The 22,169-nt window shown below is 72.8% G+C and carries 22 protein-coding genes and 2 pseudogenes; 9 read left to right on the forward strand and 15 right to left on the reverse strand.

What is annotated here, in order from left to right:
• Positions 1-12: 12 nt before the first annotated feature.
• The 11 genes from ACFYPD_RS21390 to ACFYPD_RS21440 form a co-directional block, all read right to left on the reverse strand.
• Positions 13-174, reverse strand: coding sequence for a hypothetical protein (locus ACFYPD_RS21390; protein WP_387116122.1), 162 nt, complete (start codon positions 172-174; stop codon positions 13-15).
• Between the two features lie 80 nt (positions 175-254).
• Positions 255-3,209, reverse strand: a complete 2,955-nt coding sequence (locus tag ACFYPD_RS21395) for an ATP-binding protein (RefSeq protein ID WP_387116125.1) — start codon at positions 3,207-3,209, stop codon at positions 255-257.
• 73 nt (positions 3,210-3,282) lie between these two features.
• Positions 3,283-5,535, reverse strand: a complete 2,253-nt coding sequence (locus ACFYPD_RS21400) for an FtsX-like permease family protein (protein ID WP_387116128.1) — start codon at positions 5,533-5,535, stop codon at positions 3,283-3,285.
• The gene (locus ACFYPD_RS21405; protein ID WP_387116131.1) at positions 5,532-6,203 is read right to left on the reverse strand and encodes an ABC transporter ATP-binding protein; all 672 of its coding nucleotides are present in this window, start codon (positions 6,201-6,203) and stop codon (positions 5,532-5,534) included. Before ACFYPD_RS21405 ends, ACFYPD_RS21400 begins: the two co-directional genes overlap by 4 nt.
• Positions 6,200-6,724, reverse strand: coding sequence for a PadR family transcriptional regulator (locus tag ACFYPD_RS21410; RefSeq protein WP_313722872.1), 525 nt, complete (start codon positions 6,722-6,724; stop codon positions 6,200-6,202). Before ACFYPD_RS21410 ends, ACFYPD_RS21405 begins: the two co-directional genes overlap by 4 nt.
• 51 nt (positions 6,725-6,775) lie before the next feature.
• Complete coding sequence (locus ACFYPD_RS21415; RefSeq protein ID WP_387116134.1) at positions 6,776-7,600, reverse strand: PPOX class F420-dependent oxidoreductase; 825 nt, start codon at positions 7,598-7,600, stop codon at positions 6,776-6,778.
• A gap of 201 nt (positions 7,601-7,801) precedes the next feature.
• Positions 7,802-8,707: a replication-relaxation family protein gene (locus ACFYPD_RS21420; protein WP_387116137.1), complete on the reverse strand. Its 906-nt coding sequence runs from the start codon at positions 8,705-8,707 to the stop codon at positions 7,802-7,804.
• Positions 8,708-9,595: 888 nt separating this feature from the next.
• Complete coding sequence (locus ACFYPD_RS21425) at positions 9,596-9,754, reverse strand: helix-turn-helix domain-containing protein (protein ID WP_387116508.1); 159 nt, start codon at positions 9,752-9,754, stop codon at positions 9,596-9,598.
• A 115-nt stretch (positions 9,755-9,869) separates the two neighbouring features.
• Positions 9,870-10,241 carry a YciI family protein gene (locus ACFYPD_RS21430; protein WP_189194201.1) on the reverse strand — a complete coding sequence of 124 codons (372 nt, stop codon included), beginning with the start codon at positions 10,239-10,241 and terminating at the stop codon, positions 9,870-9,872.
• Position 10,242: 1 nt separating this feature from the next.
• Entirely contained in the window at positions 10,243-10,893 is a 651-nt protein-coding gene (locus tag ACFYPD_RS21435) for a DUF998 domain-containing protein (RefSeq protein WP_387116140.1), read from the reverse strand.
• 79 nt (positions 10,894-10,972) lie between these two features.
• Entirely contained in the window at positions 10,973-12,220 is a 1,248-nt protein-coding gene (locus ACFYPD_RS21440; protein ID WP_387116143.1) for an RNA polymerase sigma factor, read from the reverse strand.
• 102 nt (positions 12,221-12,322) lie between these two features.
• Here ACFYPD_RS21440 and ACFYPD_RS21445 point away from each other — a divergent pair, with 102 nt between their 5' ends.
• The 3 genes from ACFYPD_RS21445 (at position 12,323) to ACFYPD_RS21455 (ending at position 14,479) form a co-directional block, all read left to right on the forward strand.
• Entirely contained in the window at positions 12,323-12,691 is a 369-nt protein-coding gene (locus ACFYPD_RS21445; RefSeq protein ID WP_387116146.1) for a VOC family protein, read from the forward strand.
• Between the two features lie 155 nt (positions 12,692-12,846).
• Entirely contained in the window at positions 12,847-13,719 is an 873-nt protein-coding gene (locus ACFYPD_RS21450; protein WP_387116149.1) for an alpha/beta fold hydrolase, read from the forward strand.
• 25 nt (positions 13,720-13,744) lie between these two features.
• A complete protein-coding gene (locus tag ACFYPD_RS21455) occupies positions 13,745-14,479 on the forward strand; it encodes a YqjF family protein (protein ID WP_387116152.1) in 735 nt (244 codons plus the stop codon).
• 4 nt (positions 14,480-14,483) lie between these two features.
• Here the strand turns inward: ACFYPD_RS21455 and yidD are convergent, their stop codons facing one another.
• Together yidD and ACFYPD_RS21465 are read right to left on the reverse strand one after the other, a co-directional pair.
• Positions 14,484-14,696: a membrane protein insertion efficiency factor YidD gene (gene yidD, locus ACFYPD_RS21460; RefSeq protein WP_387116155.1), complete on the reverse strand. Its 213-nt coding sequence runs from the start codon at positions 14,694-14,696 to the stop codon at positions 14,484-14,486.
• Positions 14,697-14,788: 92 nt separating this feature from the next.
• On the reverse strand, positions 14,789-15,247 hold the full coding sequence (locus ACFYPD_RS21465; protein WP_387116158.1) for a hypothetical protein: 459 nt from the start codon (positions 15,245-15,247) through the stop codon (positions 14,789-14,791).
• A gap of 99 nt (positions 15,248-15,346) precedes the next feature.
• Here ACFYPD_RS21465 and sigJ point away from each other — a divergent pair, with 99 nt between their 5' ends.
• From sigJ to ACFYPD_RS21490, 5 genes and pseudogenes are all read left to right on the forward strand, one after another.
• Positions 15,347-16,255, forward strand: coding sequence for an RNA polymerase sigma factor SigJ (gene sigJ / locus ACFYPD_RS21470; RefSeq protein WP_387116162.1), 909 nt, complete (start codon positions 15,347-15,349; stop codon positions 16,253-16,255).
• Positions 16,256-16,365: 110 nt separating this feature from the next.
• Positions 16,366-16,602 (forward strand): annotated as a pseudogene (locus ACFYPD_RS21475) (helix-turn-helix domain-containing protein); the annotation flags it as partial.
• A gap of 60 nt (positions 16,603-16,662) precedes the next feature.
• A complete protein-coding gene (locus tag ACFYPD_RS21480; protein WP_387116165.1) occupies positions 16,663-17,238 on the forward strand; it encodes an IS607 family transposase in 576 nt (191 codons plus the stop codon).
• Positions 17,235-18,665, forward strand: a complete 1,431-nt coding sequence (gene tnpB / locus ACFYPD_RS21485) for an IS607 family element RNA-guided endonuclease TnpB (RefSeq protein ID WP_387116168.1) — start codon at positions 17,235-17,237, stop codon at positions 18,663-18,665. The genes ACFYPD_RS21480 and tnpB overlap by 4 nt, the downstream gene beginning before the upstream one ends.
• A 3-nt stretch (positions 18,666-18,668) precedes the next feature.
• Positions 18,669-19,118 (forward strand): annotated as a pseudogene (locus ACFYPD_RS21490) (GyrI-like domain-containing protein); the annotation flags it as partial.
• On the opposite strand, the gene ACFYPD_RS21495 reads toward ACFYPD_RS21490, so the two are convergent.
• Positions 19,067-20,236 (reverse strand): aminoglycoside phosphotransferase family protein, encoded by a 1,170-nt coding sequence (locus ACFYPD_RS21495; RefSeq protein WP_387116171.1) that lies wholly within the window; start codon positions 20,234-20,236, stop codon positions 19,067-19,069. The pseudogene ACFYPD_RS21490 and the gene ACFYPD_RS21495 sit on opposite strands and share 52 nt — an antisense overlap.
• Before the next feature lie 106 nt (positions 20,237-20,342).
• Here ACFYPD_RS21495 and ACFYPD_RS21500 point away from each other — a divergent pair, with 106 nt between their 5' ends.
• Positions 20,343-20,924, forward strand: coding sequence for a hypothetical protein (locus tag ACFYPD_RS21500; protein ID WP_387116174.1), 582 nt, complete (start codon positions 20,343-20,345; stop codon positions 20,922-20,924).
• Positions 20,925-20,953: 29 nt separating this feature from the next.
• Here ACFYPD_RS21500 and ACFYPD_RS21505 read toward each other — a convergent pair whose 3' ends face one another.
• Positions 20,954-22,117: a hypothetical protein gene (locus ACFYPD_RS21505; RefSeq protein WP_387116177.1), complete on the reverse strand. Its 1,164-nt coding sequence runs from the start codon at positions 22,115-22,117 to the stop codon at positions 20,954-20,956.
• Positions 22,118-22,169 lie beyond the last annotated feature (52 nt).

Below are 22,169 nucleotides of genomic sequence, written 5' to 3' on the forward strand. Positions count from 1 at the left end.
GGGGTCCTTCGCCTACAGGGGTTGGTAGGGGTCGTGGCTCTCGTGGCCGTCGGCACCGTCGGCGTCGCGGGCGTCGGAGGCGTCGCGGGCGCCGACGCGCGGCTCGCCCGACTGCTGGAGTGGTGGCGGGGGCTCGACGGCGGAGTCGTCACGCGCGACAGGTCGCTCAGCCATGTATTGGCCTACGGCTATGGATCATGCAGTCATGCTCGGCGGACGAGTGACCGCTCGCTATCCAGCGGATACGTCAATTTTCACGACGCGTCGCCGAGGGAGTCCTCTTCTGCGAACACTCCGGCCTCCACCGCCTTGACCGCGAGCGCGGTCCGGGAGGTCACCTTCAACTTGCGCATCGCCGCACGCAGCTGCTGATCCACCGTGGCCGGCGACTTGGCCAGGACCCGGCTGATCTCCCGGTTCGTCTTGCCGGCGACAACCAGTTGGACCACGTCGAGCTCCCGAGGTGAGAGCTGGTCACCGTACCCTCGTCGGCCGCCGCGCCACAGTCGCGGAACCTCGGCACCGTGTTCGCGAAGCCGCTGCGCGACACGGTCCGCATCGCCGCGGGCTCCGAGCCTGAACAGTTGCTCGTACTGCGCGGCCAGCAGCTCTCGGCCCTGCGCGATCTGGCCTTGCGCGATGAGCGCCTCGGATTGGCGCTCGCGGGCGAGCATGGCGTCGTAGGGACGCGGCAACGCGCTCCAGGCGCGCGCCGCCCGACCATAGGCTGTCGCCGCGCGGGCGTGGTCTCCGGCCGCCGCAAGCAGCAGGGCACGGCATACGGTGAGCGCGGCGCGAGGCGCAGGCGCCGTACGGCCACGCAGTCCTCTGGCGAACTGGTCACCCAGGCGTGTCGCGGCCTTCAGGTCACCCGCGGCGAGATACGCCTCGATCCGGGCGGGGACGAGGTCCGTCGCCCAGACCCAGATGCCCTTTCTCCGGACCGTGTCCATCGGCTCGTTCGTGACCTGCAGCGCCCGGGCGCTGTTTCCGTCCGTCAGCCACAGTCTGGCCAGCGCAGCGGCGGCCTCCATCGTGTCGTCGGCCGCGCCGAGACGGGCAGACTCCTCGAGGACGAGCCGGAACTGCTCCTCGGCGGCGCGCCGCCGTCCGGCCGCGGCTGCCAGCCGGGCCGCGAGGCGAATGCTGCCGAGGTAGTGCGCCGGCCGGTCCCGGTCGGCATCGGCGAGTGCCGCGCTTCGCTCCGCGAGACCCTCCCACCGGCCGGTCAGCCACGCCAGGTTGGCCTGTTCGAGTCGAACGTTGTGCTGCAACCGGGACGCCTGCTCGGCCTCGGCAAGGCCCATGGCCACGGCGAGGTGTTTCTCCGCGTCGGCGTACCGACCCCAGATCAGTGCACCGGTCCCGACATTCGCGTGGATGCGGGCCACGTCGAGACGCTCCGCCGAGCTCGCGCCGTCGACGGGCAGGCCGGCGACGACGTCCCAGGCCTCCTCTTCGCCGAGCATGAGCAACGCCGCGGCTCGGTTGCCGGCCAGGTTCAGCCGCTCCGCGGGAGAATCGAATTCGGCGGTGAGCTCGGCGGCGCGATCCAGCCAACGCCGATGTGTCGACGCCGGCCACGGCCCCGCATAGGCCCATCCCAGATAGGTCATGGCCCGAGCCGCCTCGACCGGGTCATGGTCGAGGTTGGCCACCGCCTGCTCCAGCTCGCCGAGTGCGGCCTGCGCCTCACCCCCGGTGATCAGGAGCCGACCCAGGGGGTTGCGGATCTCGGCCTGCTGGCGGGCGGACAGACCGGGGGTCTCCAGCACCGAGCGCAAGGTACGGATCACGCGGTGGTAGACCTCGTCGACCGGTTCGCGACGGCCCAGTGCGGCAACGCCGGCGATGCGCGCGACTCGTGCCCGATCCGCCGGCGGCAACACCGCCCATGACAACAGATCGACCAGCACGTCGACTGCCTTGGTGTGGTCACCCGAGGCCATGGCCAGCTCGGCAACCTGCTCGGCGTACCGCGCCCAGGACTGCGTCTCGCCCGCCTCACGGAAGTGGTGGGCAAGGCGTGCGACAGGCGGCGGATGGATGTCCTCCAAGGCGCGGCCGGCCAGCAGGTGGAAGTGTCTTCGGTCGGTCATCGGGATCGCTTCGTAGACGGCCGTGGCGGCCAGCACGTGCCGGAATCGCCACCGGTCGCGGTCGTCTCCGTCCAGGACGCCGGCGTCGGCAGCCTCCGCGACAGCGTCTCGACAGGCAGTTGGTGTCAGACCGGCGGTCATCGCGATCGTGGCCAGCGACGACCGTTCAGCCAGCGTGGCCGCGGCTCGCAGCACCTGCTGCGCCGTCGGCGACAGACGGCCCACCCGCTCCCGGGTGGAGTCGCGCACCGTTGGCGGCACCTGTAGCTCGCGCAGCTTCAGCCGGACCCACTGCCCGTCGCGGAAGACGAGGTCGGCACGGTCGCACATGAGGCGAACCGACTCCTCCAGCGCCAGCGGAACGCCGCCGGTCCGCTCGTGCATGAACGTCGCGAACTCCTGGGATATCGGGTTGCCGTCCAGCATTGAGGACACCAGCGCTGCCGTGTCGTCGGGTCGCATCGGCGCCAGGGCGATCCTCAGCTGGGTCACGCCAGCGGGCAACCGGGACGTCAGCCGCAGCAACAGCGACCCGACGTCCACCTCCTCCGGCCGATAGGAGATCACGAGGCTTGGCCCGTCCGATTGCTGTCGGGAGGTGACGAACAGCAGGAACTCCAAGGTCACCTCGTCGGCCCAGTGAGCGTCCTCGAGCACGAGAACGTCGACACGCAGAGCCCGCAGCAGCTCGTCCAGGGCGCGGAACAGGCGATGCCGTGCCGCCTTCGCATCGTCCAGGGGCGGCAGTGCGGGCGGCAGGTCCGAGGACCATTCAGGGAACAGGGGCCGTAACGCGCCCGCAAGCTCGCTGAGCCGCAATCGCGACACCGGGCGGTCGATCCCACGGAACGCGTCGACGATCGGCCCCAACGTCAGCGACTCGCGAAGCGGTGGGCACACCGAGACCAAGGCGGTGTGCTGGTCCGGCGCGGCCGACCACTCCCGCAGCAGTCGGCTCTTCCCGATCCCCGCCTCGCCCTCCACCAGCACGATCGCCGGTGGCCGGGCCAGGGCGCCGCGAAGCGCCGTCATCTCCCGATCACGACCCACGAAATGCGGCGTGGAAACCATCGGTGACGTCCGGTCGTCCTCGGGCGAGGGGTCGAGCATGGGTGATGATCTCTCTTTTCCCTGCTCGGGCACAAGTACCATCGCGCCTCGCCCGGCCCCTCCCCGACCGGACTCACTCGTTCCGCGCGGTCTCCGGGCCGGTGATCCGGCGCAGCAGCGGCAGCGTCGAGGCGACGATCCCCAGCGACACGGCCAGCCCACAGGCCACCATCAGGTAGAACGACCCGTGCGGCGCCAGCAGCGTGTAGCCGAGCTGCGCCCGCAGGAACAGGTGCGCCGCCAGGAATCCCATCCCGATCGCCACCGCCGCGACGAGCAGCAGCGGCACGACGGTCTCCAGCGCCACCACCCGCCGCAGCGTGCGCAGCTGCACCCCGGTGAGCCGCAGCATGCTGAACGGCCGCTTCCGGTCGCTCAGCCCGCCGGCCACGCTCACCGCCAGGCTGCAACCCGCGATCGGCAGGCTGGCCAGCATGATCACGTTGGCCAGCTGCTGGAACTGCACCATCAGCCGTGCGGAGTTCGACTCCCACTCGGCGATGCTGGACGGGAAGCCCGTCGCCGGGAACGCGTTGACCAGCATGGTCCGGGCCTGCTCGAACGCGGCACGGCTGGTGGTGTTGACGACGACCGACCGGATCGGTCGCCGGTCGACCTGCGCGGGGTCCATGTCGGCGGCGGGCCAGACGTAGTTGTCGTTGGTCAGGTCCCACGCGCGCTCGCCGATCAGGTCGTCGGCCACGGCCGCGACCCGCGCGCCGGCGGGGCAGGAGCCGAACACCGCCAGGCGGTCCAGCTCGGCGCAGGTGATGACGCTCGGCCACCACCACTGATAGGCGGCGGCTCCCGCCGGCGTCCCGCGCACCTCCAGCGCGGGCGGTTCCTCGACGGGGTTGGCGTGGACCAGGGTCACGCTGCGTACCCCGGGGATCGTCGCGAGACCGGCCGGGATCTGGTCCGCGGTGGGCGCGGGGCCGTCCTCGGGCGGGAACCGCAGGGACAGGGACGTGGCGGCCACCGAGTCGGTGCGCGGCTCGCCCCGGTTGGCCACGTAGGTGGTGATGATGCCGGTCGCGACGCTGGTCACGAAGAGCGCCACGATCAGCCCGCTGACGGACCGGAAGCCGGCCCGGGGGTTGTCGGCGAGGCGCCGCCCGGCGATGAGCGCCGCCGGCCGGCTCGCCCGCCCGGCCAGCACCCGCGCGCCGACCATGGTCAGCCAGGGACCGGCCAGCACCAGCCCGACCAGGATCAGCAGAAATCCCGAGAGGTACGCGGTGAGCTGCCCGTTGGTCGTCGGCGGGCGCCGGCCGACGAAGTACGCCAGCTCGACGAGCCCGGCGACCAGCGGGATCAGCCGCCAGGCGCGCGGCGGTTTCGGGGTGACCCGGCGCGCGACGCCCAGCGGGGAGATCTGCACCCGGCGCAGCGCCAGCCAGGAGGCCACGACGGCGCCGAGCGGGATGCCGAGCGCGACGGCCAGCACGTCGACGGCGGTGAGCGACAGGTCGCTGGTGAAGAACGGCTCGCCGGTGAACGGGATCGCGGCGATGCCGGGCCGGGCCGCGAGGAACAGGCCGAACCCGGTGAGGGTGCCGGCCACGGCGGCGAGGGTCGACTCGACGGCCGAGATGAGGGAGATCTGCCGCGGGGTGGCGCCGATGAGCCGCATGGCGGCGAAGCGCTGTTCCCGCCGGGTCGCGGCCAGCCGGGTCGCGGTGCCGATGAAGATGAGCACCGGGAAGAGCAGCGCGGCGGCGACGATGGACAGCACGAGAGCCATGCCGTCGTGGTTGATGCCGACGTAACAGCCTCGGGGGCAGCTGTCCGGCGAGGTGGTCATGATCTGGGTGACCTTGCGCGCGCCCAGCGGTTCGAGGTCGGCCGGGGTGCGGCCGATGACGATCAGCAGCGAGTCCGGCGAGGGCAGCGCCTCCCGGCCGATGGTGCCGACGTCCCGGCCGGGGAAGCGGTCGCCCAGTTCGGCGGCCGGGGTGGTGCGCAGCAGCTCGCCGAGGGCGGGTGAGACGTAGAACTGGCCCGGCCCGGGCAGCTCCGGGATGCCCGGCGGGACGGGGGCGTCCGGCCCGGTCGCCGCGACCTCGACCCGGCCGATCGACCGGCCGTGGAAGTAGTCCTCCCGGATCAGCCACCACATCGGCTCCGCCGACGGGTCGGCGGCGGGCGGGGCGACGGCGGTGTTGAGCCAGGCGTACCGCTGGTTCTGCGCGTCGACCGCGTTCATGCCGGCCAGCGTGGTGAGGAGCATGCCGACGCCGAGCGCCACGGCGGCGGCGATGACGACGAGCCGGGTGGCGGCCTCCCGCCCGCCGGCCAGGGACAGCCGCACCGCGAACCGGATCATGCCGACACCAGCGCGTTCACCTTGCCGTCGCGCACGATGACTTGCCGGTCGGCGTACGCGGCGACGCGGGCGTCGTGGGTGACGAGGACGACGGTCGTGCCCTCGTCACGGGCCGAGGAGACCAGGAGGTCCATGACCTGCTCGCCGGTCAGCGAGTCGAGGGCGCCGGTCGGCTCGTCGGCGAACAGCGCGCCGGGGCGGGCGACGAGGCCGCGGGCCAGCGCGACCCGTTGCGCCTGGCCGCCGGACAGCTCCCCGGAGCGGCGCCGCTCCAGCCCGGCCAGGTCGAGCCGCTCGAACCAGGGCCGCGCCTCCTTCAGCGCGGCGGCCCGCTTCACGCCGTTCAGCAGCAGCGGCAGCGCGACGTTCTCCTCGGCGGTCAGCTCCGGCACGAGCTGCCCGGACTGGAACACGAAGCCGAACCGGTCCCGGCGCAGGACGCTGCGCTGGTTCTCGTTGAGGGTGTCGATGCGGCGGCCGTCGAAGTGGATCTCGCCGGCGTCCGGCACCAGGATCCCGGCCAGGCAGTGCAGGAGGGTGGACTTCCCGGAGCCGCTCGGGCCCATGATGGCGACGATCTCGCCGGGGGCCACCGCGACGGTCGCCCCGCGCAGCGCCGGAGTCTCCCCGAAGGACAGCACCACGTCGCGCGCCTCGACGGCCGTCATCCCCGCACCTCCTTGGCGAGCGCGTCCAACCGGGCGGCCGTGGTGTCGATCCAGTGCAGGTCGGCTTCGAGGTGGAACAGGCCGTGGTCGGCGAGCATGGCGTCGACCAGCGAGCCGGAGCGCTTGATGTCGGTGAGTTCCTTCATCCGGCCCAGGTGGGCGGCGCGCTGGCGGTCGAGGTACTCCTCGGCGGGCCGGCCGAGCATGAGCGCCAGCACCACCTTGGTGAACAGGACCGTCTGCAGGTTCGGCTCGGCCGGGACCGGCTCGGTCAGCCACGACTCGACCTCGGTGGCGCCCCGTTCGGTGATGACGTAGCGCTTGCGCTCCGGGCCAACGCCGGGCTCGACCTCGCCGATCACGATCTTGCCGTCGCGGGCGAGCCGACTCAGGGTCGCGTAGACCTGCCCGAACGGCAGTGGCTTGCCCCGGCTGAAGAAGGCGTCGTAGTCGCGCTTGAGGTCGTAGCCGTGGCTGGGCTCCCGTTCGAGCAGGCCAAGGAGGGTCATGGGAACGCTCATGCCGAGACTATAACCCGAGGGTATACCTCGCGTATATACCTCGCGCGTATGTCAGCGGGCGGTCCCGCTGTCGGCACCGGCAGCGGCGGGCTGTCCGGTCGCCGCCGGCAAGGCCAGTGCGAAATGGACGGTGCGGCCGGTCCGGGCCCGCCCGAGCCGGTGGGTCAGCGGCACCAGCACCCCGTGCAGCAGCGGATGCTTGCGGGTCAGGGCCCGGCTGGCCGCCCGGTACTCCGCCCCGCTCAACCGCCGCGCCACCGCGTCCACCGCCTCCCCGGTCGGCTTGCCGAGGGCCGTCGACGGGGCGAGCGTCACGTGCGGGTTGTTGCGGATCCGCCGGGTTTTCCACGCCTTCTCGAAGCTGCGCACGTACGCCCGCTCCCCCGCCACCGCAACGCTCACCGCCGTCGGCACGGCGGTCCCGTCCCGCTTGAACGTCGTCAGCACCACGGTCTTCTGCCGCACCAGCGGCGCCCAGCCGGGCGCCGGCGCGGGATCGACGTACCCGACCACCCAGCCCAGCTGCCGCAGCCGGGCCACCAGCGCGGCCAGGGCCAGCAGGGACGACAACAGGACCAGCCAGGTCTGGGCCGCGCTGCCGCCAAGGTCGGCGTCGAGCACGTGCGACAGGGTGTGCGCCGCCGCGCCGACGACGTAGCCGGCCAGGGCGACTGCCAGGGCATCGGCCCAGATGAGCGCCAGCAGCAGGGTCGTCCCGATGCCGAGCTGGAACGCCCCGACGTCGTGCACGAAGTGCTCGTGCGGCGGGAACCCCACCGCAGAGCTGAACGAATCCGCCCGGGCCAGCGCCCACACCCCGACGATCAGCGACGCCGCTGCGAGCAGCGCAACTGTCCCACGTACAAGTCCTCTCATACTGGCGGGACGGGCCGGCGGCCTGGGATGTGACCGCCGCCGGAGCGGCACGCGGTGAGCCGGCCCTTGGCCGTCCCGGAACGCCGGCCGATGAGCCAGGTCAACTCGGTGAGCCGGCGATCAGCGGCCATGCCGCGGAGGCTTCGGATCACCGCGTCGGTGAGATCTGCACCTGGCGCAGGGCCCGTCTGGACGCCGCGCTCACGCCGATCGGGATTCGGAGGCCGGGCCATCCTCTGCCTCCGTGCCACGGGGGCTGGTGGTGGCGAGGTCGGCGAGGGTGAGCAGGCCAGGGCGGCCATGGAGATGCCACAGCGGACCCGCAGGGCCAGTGCGCACAGCCTGGTCACGGCTCGCGGTGGCGACAGGCACGGGCACCGGCGCGCCGGTGAGGTGCTGGTGCAGGTGGCGGGCACGGGCGGCGGAGTGGAGCCAGAACAGCACCGGCCAGCGGGGTCCGCCAGCGGCGGTGAGGCGGGCGTAGCCGATGAGTTTGCGCATGAGTTCGGTCAGCGGTTCGGTGCCCGTGTCGTATTCGAGGAAGAACGGCACCTGTCCGGTGGGGGCGGTCCAGATGCCATGCCCGTCGGGGCGGATCGGCGTGGCCAGGGCGAGGACGTCGACCGGATCCCCCGGGCTCCCGGGACGGGTGAAGGCGCCAGGTTGGGCGCAGCGGCTCTCGGGCCACCAGCGGGTGAGGGCGTGATCAGGGTGGGTGCGGGCGTGGCCCACGAGGTCGGTGAAGAAGCCGTTGACGCCAAGCCGGTGGCCGAAAGTGCGGGCCGCGGTCCAGCGCCGGCGGTTGGCCTTGCCCTGGCCGGGACGTGGTGGGGGCTGTCCGCGTTGGGCGGCGACGACTTCGACGCCGAGCTGGTCGATGACGTAGTGGAAGGGATAGGAGCCCCCGTCAGGACGGAAGGGCCGGAATCGGTCGACGACCCGCAGCGTGGTGAGACGAGTGAGGCGGTGTTGCGCGAAGTCCAGGGACGGGAACAGGGCGTAGGCGAGCTGCGGTGTGGTGAACACGCCGTGGTCGACGAGCCATTGCAGGAGGAGGTGGTCGCGGGCGGTGAGGATGGACTGCAAGCGCAGGACCTGGTCGGGCACGACTGGCATTCCTTCCCGTTGATGAAGATGCGCGGCTGGGCAGAGATGACACGTCTGTGTCTCTGAGCGGTGGGCGGGATCTGTCACACCGGCCGGGAGCTGCGCTGACAGGCCGCGGTGGGGGTCCGTGTGGGCGTCCACCTCAAGGCGGACGGCACGACGGACAGCAGCGAGGACAGCAGCGGGGACAGCAAGCCGACGTCCGCGAAACGTCATGCTGTTCCTGCCGCTGGCACCCGCCGACCAGCTGACTGCCGACGGCATGGCGCGGGTTGGCATGTCACGTCGTTACTGCGCCACCGGGCGCGGTGTATGTGCATCCGCCGCCGCCCCGGGCCCACCCTTCACCCTCAAACCGGGGTCTGTCAGCTGTGACGGACACCCTTTGTGTCTGACACCGGCCTGACAACCGCTGCCCGGTGTCAGACACCGGTCTGACAATCTCGCGCGGTGTCTGACAGCCCAGCCCGCCGGCACTCTGTCAGGGCATCCCGCGCTGCCATTGACAGATGCGGTTCTGCCCGCCGGGTTCTGACAAATGACCTGCTGGCCTGTCAGCCCAGCGCTGTCAGACATCGACAGACATTAGCCCATCACACGGCTGACACCGCGCGCTGCGGACAGAACCCGCAATGAGCTGCGCGTTGACAAGGCCGCGAGGCTCCGCTGACAGGCGAGAGCGCCATCCGCAGGGCGGACACCCACGTCAGACTCCTCGTGTGGGGAATGACAGCGAGGCGTTGTCGGTCCAGCCGGGTCTGCCAATGGCGCCCGCGTCGGCGATGCCACCACCAATGGTTGACACCCGCCGGTCTGACACATCAGCTTCACCGCGGGTGACATGACATCCCTGTCAACGAGTCAAGAACGGCCGTGACTCTCCAGCCTTCAGCCGAGGCGATCCGAGAATGGGCACCTCCGCCACGGTGGCCTGACAGAAGTCCTCGACACCTGGCACCACGTGGCCTCGGCCTGCCCGAACGCCCGCGCCAGCGCCTGCTGCTGGACGGGCGTTGGACAGATGCGGTACCTGTACCGAAGCAGCACGTCGATCCCCAAAAGTTCAGGGCGCCCGTTGCACAACGGGCGGTACCGGAGAGCCAGGTCCGATACCGCCCGCCCCGCGTCTCGCTAGCACCGCTTCAGAACCCTTGAGGTCCTCTCAGCCCTCGTGCGGCCCCTCACTCACCCGCCGCACATCCACCTCGACGTCGAGCCCGCTCTCGGTGAAGACGTCGACGAACCGCTTCGCCCACTCGACCGCCTCCTCCTTCGACCGGACCTCGATCAGCCCAAACCCGGCGATCAGCTCCTTGGTCTCGGTGAACGGCCCGTCGGTGACGGTCTTCTTCCCCTTGGTCGCGGTGATCCGCGCCGACTCCTCGCTGCTCTTGCAGAGCCCCTCGGCGGCCAGCAGGATCCCCGCCCTGGAGACCTCCTCCATGTAGGCGCCCATCCGCTTCATGAACTCCGGCGACGGCTCGAAGTTGCCGGGAACGGCCTCGTCCAGCTTGTGCATCAACATGAATCGCATCTCAGTGCTTCCTCTCGGTGATCGTGTGCAGGGAAACCGCGGTGAGCCAGCCGAAGACCAGGGCCGAGCCGAGCATCATCCGGACGCTCACGCTGCCCTGGTCCGGCCAGGCCATGACGGCGACCGTCGCCAGGGCGACGAGGACCGACGACAGCGCGCCCACCCGCCCAAAGCGGCGGGCGAAGACCAGGCAGGCGACGGTGAGCGAGCCGAAGGAGAGCATCGCCCCGACCCCGTGGCCGTAGGAGTGCCAGCTCATCGTCTCGGGGTTACCCTCCGGCGCGCCGGCCGGCCAGCCCATGCTCGGGTCGGCGCGGAGCACCCCGGCGACGATGAGCCCGACGCCGAGCACCGCGACCAGCGCCGGCCCCCACGTCGCGGCCGGTCCGCCGCGCAGTGCCCGCCGGAAGCCGGCCGCCCCGGCGAGGGCCAGCAGCCCGGAGACGACGAAGTTGGCGATCTGGATCCAGCCGTGCTCGCCGAGGGCGAGCAGGCTGAGCGGCTGCCGGCTCAGGTCGAAGCCGTCCCGGGTGAACGCCTGGGCGAGGCCCAGCCCGAGGAACAGCGGCCCGGCGGCGGCGCCCGCCGTGAGCAGGGTGGCGGTCGAGACACCCCGTGTGGTGCCGGCCTGGGTGAGCGTCGTACTGGTCATCTCGATCTCCTCGTCATCGGTGCTCTCACCGACGCGTCGATCGGGGCGACCCGGATCCGACATGGGTTTCCAAGATTTTTTACGAGCCGCAGGCGGCGGCCCGGTCGAGCAGCAGGGCCCGCTCGCGGCCGTTGCCGGTCAGCGACGCCGCCCGCTCGAACTCGGCCCGTGCCTCCGCGTGCCGGCCCAGCTTGAACAGCAGGTCGCCGACCACGCTGGGCAGCAGGTGGTAGCCGGCCAGCGCCGGCTCGGACTCCAGCTCCCGGGCCAGTTCGAGGCCGGCGGCGGGCCCGTCGGCCTGGGCGACGGCGACGGCCCGGTTCAGCTCCACCACAGGCGAGGGCACGAGCCGGGCCAGCTCCGCGTAGAGGGTCGCGATCCGCGCCCAGTCGGTCTCTTCCGGGGTACGCGCCCGCGCGTGGCAGGCCGCGATCTCGGCCTGGAGGGTGTACGGGCCGGGGTGGTCGGTGCGGGCCCGGTCGAGGGCGGCGAGGCCGCGCCGGATGAGCAGCTGGTCCCAGCGGCTGCGGTCCTGGTCGTTGAGGAGGATCGGCGTGCCGTCGGGGCCGGTGCGGGCGCGGGTACGCGATGCCTGGATCTCCAGCAGCGCGGCCAGCGCGTGCACCTCGGGCTCGTCGGGCATGAGCCCCTGCAGCAGCCGGGCCAGGCGGAGGGCTTCCTGGCAGAGGGCGGGGCGCATCCAGTCGTCGCCGGCGGTGGCCGAGTAGCCCTCGTTGAAGATGAGGTAGACGACTTCGAGGACCGAGTCGAGGCGTTCGGCGGCTTCGGCCGGGCCGGGCACCTCGAAGGGGATCTTGGCGGTGGCGAGGGTCTGCTTGGCCCGGGTGATCCGCTGACCGACGGTGGGTTCGGTGGTGAGGAAGGCGCGGGCGATCTCGCCGGTGGTGAGGCCGCCGAGCAGCCGCAGGGTGAGCGCGGCGCGGGCGATCGGCGACAGGATCGGGTGGCAGGCCACGAAGATCAGCCGCAGCAGGTCGTCCTCGATGTGCTCGTCCAGCGCGGCGTCCAGGTCCGGGGTGACCTGCTCGTCGAGGTCCCGGCCGAGCTCGGCGAGCGTACGCTGCTGGGTCTGCCCGCGGCGCAGCATGTCGACGGCCCGGCGCTTGCCGACGGTCGTCAGCCACGCCCCGGGGTTGGCCGGCACACCGTCGCGCGGCCACTGCTCCAGCGCGGCGACCAGCGCGTCCTGGGCCAGCTCCTCGGCCTGGCCGACGTCGCGGACCAGCGCCGCAATGCCGGCGACCACCCGGCCGGCCTCCATCCGCCACACCGCCTCGACGGTGCGCCGCGCGTCGGACTCCCCCATGGCCACATCACAGCAGCCCGGTCCGACGTTCGCCAGCAGGCGGGGAAGTGTCGTAGGCCGCTCGTAGCCTGGCGCGGTCAACGACGATCGCTGGGAGGCCATGTGCTCGACCACTTCTCCGTCATGGTGCGCGACCTGCCGGCCAGCGCCGCCTTCTACGACGCGGTGCTCGCCCCGCTGGGCGGCAAGCGGATCATGGAGCCCGGCCCGATCGGCTACGGCGTCGACCGTCCCGACTTCTGGCTGGTGCCCGCGCCCGCGGAGGCCGGCGGGCTGCTGGAGTCGCACATCGCCTTCACCGCCCCGGACCGGGCGGCCGTGCAGGCGTTCCACGACGCGGCGGTGGCGGCCGGCGCGGAGGTGCTGCACGCGCCGCGGGTGTGGCCGGAATACCACCCGGGCTACTTCGGGGCGTTCGTCCGCGACCCGGACGGCAACAACGTCGAGGCGGTCTGCCACCGGCCGGAGTGAGGCGTCCCCGCTTCCCGGCCGGCCTCTTGACCCGGTGCGGCAACACCGGTCCGGCGGCGGCCCGGCGCATCGCGCGCCGGGCCGCCGCACTGCCTCCGGGTTCCGGTCGTTGAACCGGGCGGGTCCACGGGGGCCCGACGAGGAGGCGGCATCCCGTGTTCGACGGCTTCGCGGAGCTGGACATCGTCACCAGCGACACGACGATCCACGGGCGGCGGGGTGGTGACGGGCCGCCGGTCCTGCTGCTGCACGGCATGCCCGAGACGCACCTCATGTGGCACCGGGTCGCGCCCCGGCTCGCGGAGCGGTTCACCGTGGTCGCCACGGACCTGCGCGGTTTCGGCGACAGTGGGGCGCCGCCCAGCGCGCCGGACCACGCCCCGTACAGCATGCGGCGGGTGGCCGCCGAGCAGGTGGAGGTTATGCGACTGCCGGGCTACGACCAGTTCGCGGTCGTGGGGCACGACCGGGGCGGGCGGTGCGCGTACCGGATGGCGCTGGACCATCCCGACGCGGTGAGCCGCCTCGCGGTGCTCGACCTCGTGCCCACCGGCGACGCCTTCGACCGGGCCGACATGGCCTTCAGCCTCGGGTTCTGGCTCTGGTCGTTCCTGGCCGCGCCGGAGCCGGTGCCGGAGCGGCTGGTCGCCGGGGCGCCGGAGGTCATCGTCGAGCACATGCTGGACGACCTGTCGGAGGTGCCGGACGCCTTTCCCGCGGCGGTGCGGGCCGAGTACGTGGCGCAGCTGCGCAGGCCGGAGGGCGTCCACGCGATCTGTGAGCAGTACCGGGCGGCGGCGACACTGGACTACGAGCACGACCGGGCCGACCGGGGCCGGCGGCGGATCGGCTGTCCGGTGCTGGCGCTGTGGGGGCACGCCGGCCCGGTGGCGACCTGGTACCGGCCCCTCGAGGTGTGGCGGGCCTGGGCGGACCAGGTCGAGGGCGGGCCGGTCGCGGCCGGGCACTTCCTGCCCGAGGAGGCGCCCGACGAGACCCTGCGGCACCTGCTGGCGTTCCTCGCGTGACCGCCGCACCGGGCACCATGGACCCGTGGACATCGAGCCGGTCGACTGCGCGCCCGTCCGGGCGTTCCCGCGCGCGTGGCTGCGGCAGCGCTGGCAGGACCTCACCTTCCTGCACTGGGCCGTCGAGCCGCAGGTGGTCGCGCCGCTGCTGCCCGCCGGCACCCGCCCCGACATCCTCGACGGGCTCAGCTACGTCGGGCTGATCGGCTTCCGGATGGTCGGGTTGGGCCTCGGCCGGGGACCGGGGGTGCCGTACTTCGGCACGTTCTGGGAGACCAACGTCCGGCTCTACTCGGTCGACGGCACCGGGCGGCGGGCCGTGGTGTTCCGCTCGCTGGACGCCTCCCGGCTGGTGCCGGTGCTGGTCGCGCAGCTGAGCCTGCGACTGCCGTACAAGTGGTCGGCCATGCGGCTGGACCGGGACGGGGACCGCCTCACCTACCGCTGCCGGCGCCGCTGGCCCGGCCCGGCCGGGGCGTCGAGCCGGATGGCCGTCCGGGTCGGTGCGCCGATCGCCGACCCGACCCCGCTGGAGCACTTCCTCACCGCCCGCTGGGGCCTGCACACCCGGGCGTACGGGCGCACCCTGCACCTGCCGAACTGGCATCCCCAGTGGCCGCTGCACCGGGCCGAGCTGCTGCACCTCGACGACGAGCTGGTCAGTGCCGCCGGGTTGCCGCCGCCGGCCGGGCCGCCGGTGAGCGTGCTCTACTCCCCCGGCATCCCGGTCGTGTTCGGCGGCCCCGCGCGACTGGGCTGAGGCGTCAGCGCAGCGGATCGTGGGTGCCGCGCGGGACGCCGGGGCGGCAGCGGCGGACCCGGTCGGCGGCCAGCCGCCCGCCCACCGCGAGGCCGTACCTCTCCACCGCCGCCAGGCCGTACGCGCTGCACGTCGGGATGTAGCGGCACTGCGCGGGCCAGCGGTGCGACAGCCACCGGCGGTAGCCGACGATGGCGGCGCGGCCGGCGCGGTCCACGGCGGGGCCCGCGTACCACGCCGGCGGCCACCGAGCCGAGGGTCAGCAGCAGGGAGAAGAGGCCAAGGTCGCAGCAGCCCGGGCCGTCACAGTCAGGGACGTCGCAGTTGCACCAGTCCCGGTCCTTCTTCTTGTGGCGCCGCTTCCGCATGATCACCAGGCCATGATGCGACACGCGCGCCAGCGACCTGGGCCAGCGCCAGCACGCTCAGGCCGAACATCAGGACACCCAGGGGGAGATGGACCGACGGGACGTGCGCGATGCCCAGGACGACCTGGACCGAGGCGAGCACGAGGAACCCGGACGCGTGCCAGACCGGCGTCAGCGGGCCGCCGCCCGGCTTCCACGCCAGCACGGCCGCGAGCACGTAGAGCATGGACGCCCCGTACATGACACGGGCTCCGACGCTGTGCAGGGTCTCCCCGTAGGACGAGGTCAGCAGCAGTCCGGCGGAGATGGCCTGACCGAAGATGGTCAGGGTCTGGAGGGCGATCGCGATGCGCAGGAACGTGGAGCTGCGTGGTGCCGTCGCCGTCACCTGGATGGCCATGTCACTCCCCTTGTCCGCCCTGGGGCGGTAGGTCGATAAGGTCTCACCAACCCGACGACGCGGGCCTGCGGAAGGTAAGGCGAGGGGGCGGCGGGAAGCGTGGGGACTGTCGCGACCAGCGCGGATGAGACAGCCGGCGAGCGACGCCAACTGATCAACGTCGCCTACCGGTTGCTGGGTTCGGTGACCGAGGCCGAGGACGCCGTGCAGGATGCCTACGCCCGCTGGTACGGGCTGCCGCCACACCGGCGGGAGGAGATCCGGTCCCCCGGCGCGTGGCTGACGACGGTGACCAGCCGCATCTGCCTGGACCTGCTCGGCTCGGCGCGGGCGCGCCGGGAACGCTATGTCGGCGCGTGGCTGCCCGAGCCGCTGCCCGAACGCACCGAGTGGGACGCCGCGGCCTCCGCCGGCCGGGCGGACCCCGCCGACCAGATCGTCCTGGACGAGTCGGTGGCCATGGCCTTCCTCGTCGTCCTGGAGTCGATGACGCCCGCCGAGCGGGTGGCGTTCGTCCTGCACGAGGTCTTCCGGTACCCGTTCGGCGAGATCGCCGGCGTTCTCGAGCGGACCCCTGCGGCCTGCAAGCAACTGGCGGCCTCGGCCCGGCGGCGGGTGACGGTCGCGCCCGCCCCGGTGCCGGCGACCGGGCAGGCCGACGTGGTGCGGCACGTCAAGGAGGCATGGGAGACCAGGGACATCGTCGCCCTCGTCGCTCTCCTCAACCCGGCCGCCGTGATGACCGCCGACGGCGGCGGCATGGTGGGCACCGTCCTGCACCCGGTCGAGGGTGGCGCGCTCATCGCCCGGTACATGGTCGCGATCGCCGAGCGGGCTCCGGGGCTCGAACTCCTGGAGCGGACGGTCAACGGCGTGCCGGGCCTGGTGGCCCGGCGTGCCGGCGTGGTCGAGACCGTGGCCTCGTTCGACGTCGCCGACGGGCGCGTCACCCGGATCTGGGTGGTCCGCAACCCCGAGAAGCTGCGGCCGTGGGCGCGGGAGGGCTGACCAGCGGCGCCGTGCCGGTACGGCTCAACCGATCGGATCGGGTTCGTCGGGGTCGGTTGGGGCGGATCCCGGATCCCTAGCGTCGAGGGTGTCAACGGAAGGAGCACCGGGTGCTGGAGCGGCTCAACCAGGCCATGGACCAGCTCGAACGCCACCTCGACGAACCGCTCGACGTGGCCGGGCTGGCCCGGATCGCCTGCACGTCGGAGCACCACTTCCGGCGGCTCTTCTCGGCCCTGGCCGGGATGCCGCTGTCGGAGTACGTGCGCCGGCGCCGGCTCACCGTGGCCGGCGCGGAGGTGCTGACCGGTGAGGCGTCGCTGCTGGACGTGGCGGTCCGCTGGGGCTGACAACTGCTCACTCTCCGGTGATCAAGCATGCGAATATATGAGTGTTAGTATCGTTGTGTGAAGCTTGCCGAGTGGGCGCGCCGTAACGGTGTGCACCGGCAGACCGCGTACCGCTGGTTCCGCGAGGGGACCATGCCGGTGCCCGCTCGGCGTCTTCCGTCCGGCACGATCATGGTGGAGGTGACCGACGACGCCCGGCAGGGTCAGGTCGTCGTCTACGCCCGGGTGTCGTCGGCCGACCAGCGAGCCGACCTGGATCGGCAGGTCGCCCGGGTGACCGCCTGGGTCACCGGGCGGGACATGGCCGTCGCGCGGGTGGTGACCGAGGTCGGGTCCGCGTTGAGCGGGCGGGGCGAGAAGTTCCTCGGGCTGCTGCGTGACCCGGCGGTGTCGACGATCGTGGTGGAGCACCGGGATCGGTTCGCGCGGTTCGGTGCCGAGTATGTTGAGGCGGCGCTGGCCGCGCAGGGGCGCCGGCTGATGGTGGTCGATCCAGCCGGGGTGGACGACGACCTCGTGCGGGACGTCACGGAGATCCTCGCTAGTCTCTGCGCCCGACTGTACGGCCGCCGCGCAGCGGCGGACCGGGCCAGCCGCGCCGTGGCCGCCGCCACCGGCAAGGACGAGTCGTGAAGCGGTACGAGCCGCCGGCCGGCTGGACCGTGCAGGCGTACCGGTTCGCCCTCGACCCGAGTGACGCCCAGGTTCTCGGTCTGCGCCGGAACACCGGCGCGGCTCGGTTCGCGTACAACCACATGCTGCGGCGGGTCAGCGCGGTGAAGGCGCAGCGCGCTGCCGAGGCCAGCTACGCAGTAGCCGAGGCGGACCTGACGCCATGGCAGGGCTGGTCCCTGCCGGACCTGCGGCGCACCTGGAACGAGATCAAGCAGTGGGTGGCGCCGTGGTGGGCGCAGTGTTCCAAGGAGGCGTTCAACACCGGCCTGGCGAACCTGTCCGCAGCACTGGGCAACTGGCACGCGTCACGCACCGGCACCCGCAAGGGCCGCCGGATGGGCTGGCCCCGCGCCAAGAAGAAAAACGGCCGTAGGTCGGCCCGGTTCACCACCGGCGCGATCCGGGTCGACCCCAGCTACCGGCATGTGATGCTGCCCCGGCTGGGTCGCATCCGCACCCACGAGTCGACCCGCAAGCTGGCCCGCCGGGTACGGGCGGGCACCGCGACGATCCTGTCCGCCACGGTCACCGAGACCGCCGGCAGGTGGTTCTGCTCGTTGCAGGTCGCGGTCCAGCGCACGGTCCGACGGCGGCCGGCGCACGCGCCGAAAGCGGGCCGGGTCGTCGGCGTGGACGCCGGGGTCAAGCACCTGGCGGTGCTGTCCACCGGCGAGATGGTGCCGAACCCGGCGCCGTTCAAGGCCGCGTTGCGCAAACTCGGCAAGGCCCAACGCCGGGCCGCCCGGCGGATCGGCCCCTACGACCCGCAGGCTAGGCGCAAACGGACCGCGTCGAACCGGTGGCAGCGGGCACAGGACGCGGTGGCTCGACTACACGCCACAGTCTCGGCCGTCCGCGCCGACTCGTGGCACCAACTCACCACCCGCCTGGCGCAGCAGTTCACCACGGTCGTGGTCGAGGACCTCCACGTGGCCGGGATGCTCCGCAACCGCAAGCTGGCCCGGTCCCTGACCGACGCCGCCCCGGCGACGCTGCGCCGGCACCTCGGCTACAAGACCGGCTGGTACGGCAGCACCCTGTACGTCGCCGACCGGTGGTACCCCAGCTCCAAGACGTGCTCCGCCTGCAAGACGGTGAAACCCAAACTGTCGCTGGCCGAGCGCATGTTCCACTGCACCGCGTGCGGACTGTCCCTGGACCGGGACATCAACGCAGCACGTAATCTTGCCGCGCTCGTGCGGCACGTCGACCTGGAGTTGCCGGGCGACGCAAAAACAGGACGTGGAGCCCACGTAAGACCCGTAAGACCTGCATCCGCAGGCGGGGCAGCGGGCCGTGAAGCGTCCAGACCGGTTCATCCGGTCAACGTCGCCCGGCAACGGACGACTGCCAATCATGAGCCACGTTCGCTCACTGAAAGGTAACGGATGAACCCGCACATCGTGGCGTTCATCAAGGGCCTGGACCCGGAAACGGTACGCCGGATCGAGGCGCTCTCCGACCAGGAGCCGATCGGCGTGGTGAACGTCAGCGACGACCTGGCCGGCTCCCGGGCCGAGGGCACCGAGCTGGACTACTGGCACGGGGTGGTGACCGGCGCGGACGTGCCGGAGGATCTGGACCGTCTGCCGGTGGCGGCCGGTTCCTGGGCCGTGTTCACCGTGTCGGCCGAGTTCCCGCAGGCGGTGCAGCACCTGTGGCGGGATGTGTTCACCCAGTGGTTCCCGTCCAACCCGTACGAGAGCCGCCCGGGCCCGGAGATCTCAAAGGTGCGGGTGTCGGCGGACGAAAGGACCGCCGACGCCGAGCTGTGGATCCCGGTGCGTCAGGCCGCGGCGACGGCCCGTTCCAGGCAGGCCGGCACGTCGCGCACGTGATAGGTGTGCTCGCTCGGCTCGATGCCGGCGAGGAACATCGCGTACACGGCGGCCATCCGCAGGTGGGCGACGGGGCCGAGAAGCTTCACGGCGCGCTCGGGGTCGCTGCCCGGAACGTCGGCGCGCCAGCGGGCGGCCCAGGCGTCGAGCAGCCGGGCGGCCACGTCGGGATCGAGGGTCTCGGTGAGGCGCAGGATGTCGAAGGCGGGGTGGCCCAGGAACGCGTCACCCCAGTCGATGACGACCCGGCGGACGCCGTCGCCGCGCACGTTGCCCGGGTGCAGGTCGCCGTGCACGAGGGTGTCGGGCAGGCCGCAGTCGCGGACCTGGTCGAGCCGGTCGTCGAGGCCGGCGAGCAGGTCGGCGGCCGCGGCCGCGTCGTGCGGGGCCAGCCGGTCGCGGATCCAGCCGGCCAGGGCCGGCCCGCGCAGGTCGGGTACGCCGGCCGCGACCAGCCCGGCCGTGTCGCCGGCGGCGCGGAGCTGGACGGTGTGGTGCTCGGCGGCGACGGCGGCCCGCTCCGCCTCGTCGGCGCCGTAGCGGTCTTCGCCGGGCACGTGGTCGAGCAGCATCCGGCCGGTGTCGTCGGCGGCGAGCAGGGTGGGGGCGGTCGTGGGCGCGGCGGTGGCCAGCCAGCGCAGCACGGCCGCCTCGTGCCGGAAGAACGGGGGCACCTGCTTGAGCCAGGCGCTGCCGGCCGGGCCGTCGAGCCGCCAGATCGCGGACAGGTTCCAGGTGCGCTGCTGCGCCACGGCGGTCACCGGCCGGCCGAGCCGGCGCAGCTTTCCGGTGGCCCACGCGACGCTGCGGGCCGGGCCGCCGGGTTGGGCGTACGGGGCGCGCAGCGGGTGCGGCGCGAGGTCCACCGGCGCCGGGGTCAGGGGTACGGCGGGCGGGGCGGTGACCTGGCCGAGGTAGGTGACGTGGCCGCCGGGCGGTTCGGGGCGGTCACCGGTGAGCAGCCGCAGCACGGCGACGTCGACGGCGTACCGGCGGTGGGCCTCGTCGACGATGGAGCCGACCTGCTGCCACCACGGCTCCGGCACGTCGTACGGGGGCAGGGCGCCGAGCGGCCGGCCGTCGGCGTCGACCAGGACCAGGGTCACGGTGCGGGACACGTGCGGACGCTAGCCGCGCACCCCTGAGGGGCGCGAACGGTTAATCCGGGGGCCGCTGGGGGTCAGCCCGGATGTCCCCGGCCGGCCGGGCGACGAGGCTGAGGCCATGACCCTCACCGATTCCCGCACGCGTCCCGCGTACCCCTGGTTGCGGCCGGTGGCCGTGACCGCGTCGCTGCTGCTCCTCGGCTACGGCCTGCTCCGCCTCATCGACCGCCTGGACGGGCACAGCGACAAGGGCGCCTGGGCGTGGAACACCGGACACACCCTGTTCCTGCTCGGCATCCTCGGGTTCGCCACGCTGATCGTCGGGCTGCACGGCGTGCTGCGTACCCGCTCGACCCGGCTGCGGGCGGTGGACGACGTGGCCGCGCTGGCCGGCCTGGTCGGCGCGGCCGCGTTCGTCTGGGTGATCCTCGGCGACCTGTTCCCGCGCTTCGCCGACGCGGTGCAGACGCCGGACCTGGTTCTGCTCGGCGGGCCGGCGCTGTTCGAGGTCGGCCTGCTGGTGCTGCTGTACCGGGCCACCGCGGCGCGGCTGCTGCCGGTGTGGGCGCCGGTGCTGGTGCTGGTCGGGTTCGTGGCGCTCGCCGTGAACCTGGACCTGCTGCCGGTCGGCGCGGCCCTGGTCCTCGCCGGCCTGCTCCCGCTGCGGGCGACGGCCCGCTCGCCGCGCCTCGCCGGATAGGGCCCGGGTCGGCCGGACCGGCTGGGTGGTCAGGTCCAGAAGGTCCGGCGGAAGCCCTGGTTGTCGGTGCACGAGTCGCGCCGCCCGCCGGTCAGGCTGATGGTGCCGTCGCGGCACTGCACCAGCCAGCCGCGGCCGGACCAGAAGCCGGGCACGCAGTCGAACCAGTCGCAGACTCCCCGGGCCGGTTTGCGGATGCGGGAGCCGCCGCAGAAGTCGTACCCGTAGGGGTTTGCCGGGGCGCCGCAGCGGCGTTCGGCGGCCGGCTGCGGCGGGGTGCTCCGCGACGGCGCGGTGGTCGGCGCGGGCCGGGTGCGCTGCGGTCTGGGGCCGGGCTTGACCTGCACGGCCGGGGCGATCGGCGGGGGCGCGGCGGTGGCGGTGGCCTCCAGGGTGGCCGCGGCAGCCATGTCCGACCCGGGGCGCACCGGCGGGTCGGACTCGAAGAGCATCGCCGGCACGATCAGGGCGAGGGCCACGCCGACCGCGACGGTCCGCCGGCCGCCGGGGAGCAGACCGGAGACCCGGGCCTGGGCCGGGGTGAGCACGGCCGGCCGGGCCGGCCGCACCGCCTCGTGTTCCGCGATCAGCTCGTCGAGCTGGGCGACGACCGCGGCGCGCTGCTCGATCGCGTCGGCGAAGGCCAGGGTGAGCTTGAACCGGAAGTCGGCCACCGCGCCGGTGGGCAGCAGCAGACCGGAAGTACGCCGCCGGTCGAGCACCTGGATCAGCGTGACAGGCGCCGCCGGGTCGTGGGACAGCCCGGTCATCCGCCCGTACGTCCAGTCCCGCCGGCCGCGCCCGCCGAGCAGGACGAGGCGCCGGTTGGTGAGCACGGCGAGGCCGGCGTCGGCGACCTTGACCCCTTCGGGGCGGCGCGGGCGCAGCACCGGCGGTTCCGGGTCGACGGTCAGCTCGGGGGCCGGCAGCACGGCGGTGTGCCGCACCTCGACCAGTTGCGCGGCCGGCAGCGTCCAGAAGACCACCTCGCCGGGGGCCAGCTCCATGGGCAGGCCGGCGCCGGCCTCGGACGAGCCGTGGAAGGACCCGGCGAGGGTACGTCGTCGCCGCAGCTCGTCGTCGCGGCGTCGCCACGCCTCGTCGGCCGCGCGGAAGGTCCGCTGCCGCCGGTCGTTCTGCCGGTGCGCCCACCGGTAGCGCCAGGTGGAACCCGTCGAATCAGTCATCGCCACGCCGACTCCTCCGCCGCGCGAGCCCACCAATCGGGGTGTCATTCATGTCAAC

This window comes from Micromonospora sp. NPDC005299, assembly GCF_042872345.1.
In the GTDB taxonomy this organism is placed as follows: domain Bacteria; phylum Actinomycetota; class Actinomycetes; order Mycobacteriales; family Micromonosporaceae; genus Micromonospora.

Bases quoted from the DNA above. Each gene is read 5' to 3' on its own strand.
- ACFYPD_RS21390 (WP_387116122.1), bottom strand. From the start codon at position 174: ATGGCTGAGCGACCTGTCGCGCGTGACGACTCCGCCGTCGAGCCCCCG.
- ACFYPD_RS21395 (WP_387116125.1), bottom strand. From the start codon at position 3,209: ATGCTCGACCCCTCGCCCGAGGACGACCGGACGTCACCGATGGTTTCC.
- ACFYPD_RS21400 (WP_387116128.1), bottom strand. From the start codon at position 5,535: ATGATCCGGTTCGCGGTGCGGCTGTCCCTGGCCGGCGGGCGGGAGGCC.
- ACFYPD_RS21405 (WP_387116131.1), bottom strand. From the start codon at position 6,203: ATGACGGCCGTCGAGGCGCGCGACGTGGTGCTGTCCTTCGGGGAGACT.
- ACFYPD_RS21410 (WP_313722872.1), bottom strand. From the start codon at position 6,724: ATGAGCGTTCCCATGACCCTCCTTGGCCTGCTCGAACGGGAGCCCAGC.
- ACFYPD_RS21415 (WP_387116134.1), bottom strand. From the start codon at position 7,600: ATGAGAGGACTTGTACGTGGGACAGTTGCGCTGCTCGCAGCGGCGTCG.
- ACFYPD_RS21430 (WP_189194201.1), bottom strand. From the start codon at position 10,241: ATGCGATTCATGTTGATGCACAAGCTGGACGAGGCCGTTCCCGGCAAC.
- ACFYPD_RS21435 (WP_387116140.1), bottom strand. From the start codon at position 10,893: ATGACCAGTACGACGCTCACCCAGGCCGGCACCACACGGGGTGTCTCG.
- ACFYPD_RS21440 (WP_387116143.1), bottom strand. From the start codon at position 12,220: ATGGGGGAGTCCGACGCGCGGCGCACCGTCGAGGCGGTGTGGCGGATG.
- ACFYPD_RS21465 (WP_387116158.1), bottom strand. From the start codon at position 15,247: ATGGCCATCCAGGTGACGGCGACGGCACCACGCAGCTCCACGTTCCTG.
- ACFYPD_RS21500 (WP_387116174.1), top strand. From the start codon at position 20,343: ATGACCCTCACCGATTCCCGCACGCGTCCCGCGTACCCCTGGTTGCGG.